Source organism: Ruminococcus sp. N15.MGS-57, from assembly GCF_000980385.1.
GTDB classification, from domain to species: domain Bacteria; phylum Bacillota; class Clostridia; order Oscillospirales; family Ruminococcaceae; genus Hominimerdicola; species Hominimerdicola aceti.
In genome coordinates this window covers 1-481 of sequence record NZ_LARF01000142.1, presented here as the reverse complement: position 1 = coordinate 481, position 481 = coordinate 1, and the positions used below count along the sequence as shown (strand labels likewise).

Sequence of the window (481 nt, the reverse complement as noted above, 5' to 3'; positions counted from 1 at the left end):
ACTGTGAACGGTGAAGAAATCGTTACAACTGTTGACCACCCGTTCTATGTAAAAAATCAAGGCTTTATCAAAGCAGGAGAACTAATAGTTGGTGATGAACTTCTTGATGTAAACGGAAATGTTCTTTTAGTTGAAAATTTTGCTGTCGAGTTGACAGACGAACCTACAACGGTGTATAATTTTCAAGTGGAGGATTTTCATACTTACTATGTTGGTAAGAACGGGATTTTGGTTCATAATGCAGATTACTCCACAGTTGTTACACCCGATATGGAAAATAAAATACTTGAAGGTGAACGTGTAGGTTCTTCCAACAGAATTAAGGGTGGACATTCACCCCAAATAAATGATGCTAATCCTAAATATTCAGTAGAAGTACAACAAACATTCCCAGATGGAACTAAAAAAATTAAATTCATAACAGAGTTTCCAGATGGAAATGTATCCAAAATTAAAACAAGCACTATTTTCCCGGATAACT

The 481-nt window shown here is 35.3% G+C and carries 1 protein-coding gene; it reads left to right on the top strand.

Annotated features, from left to right (window positions below):
• A partial coding sequence (locus tag WS40_RS11735; protein ID WP_325208550.1) for a polymorphic toxin-type HINT domain-containing protein occupies nt 1–481 on the top strand: 481 nt, incomplete at both ends.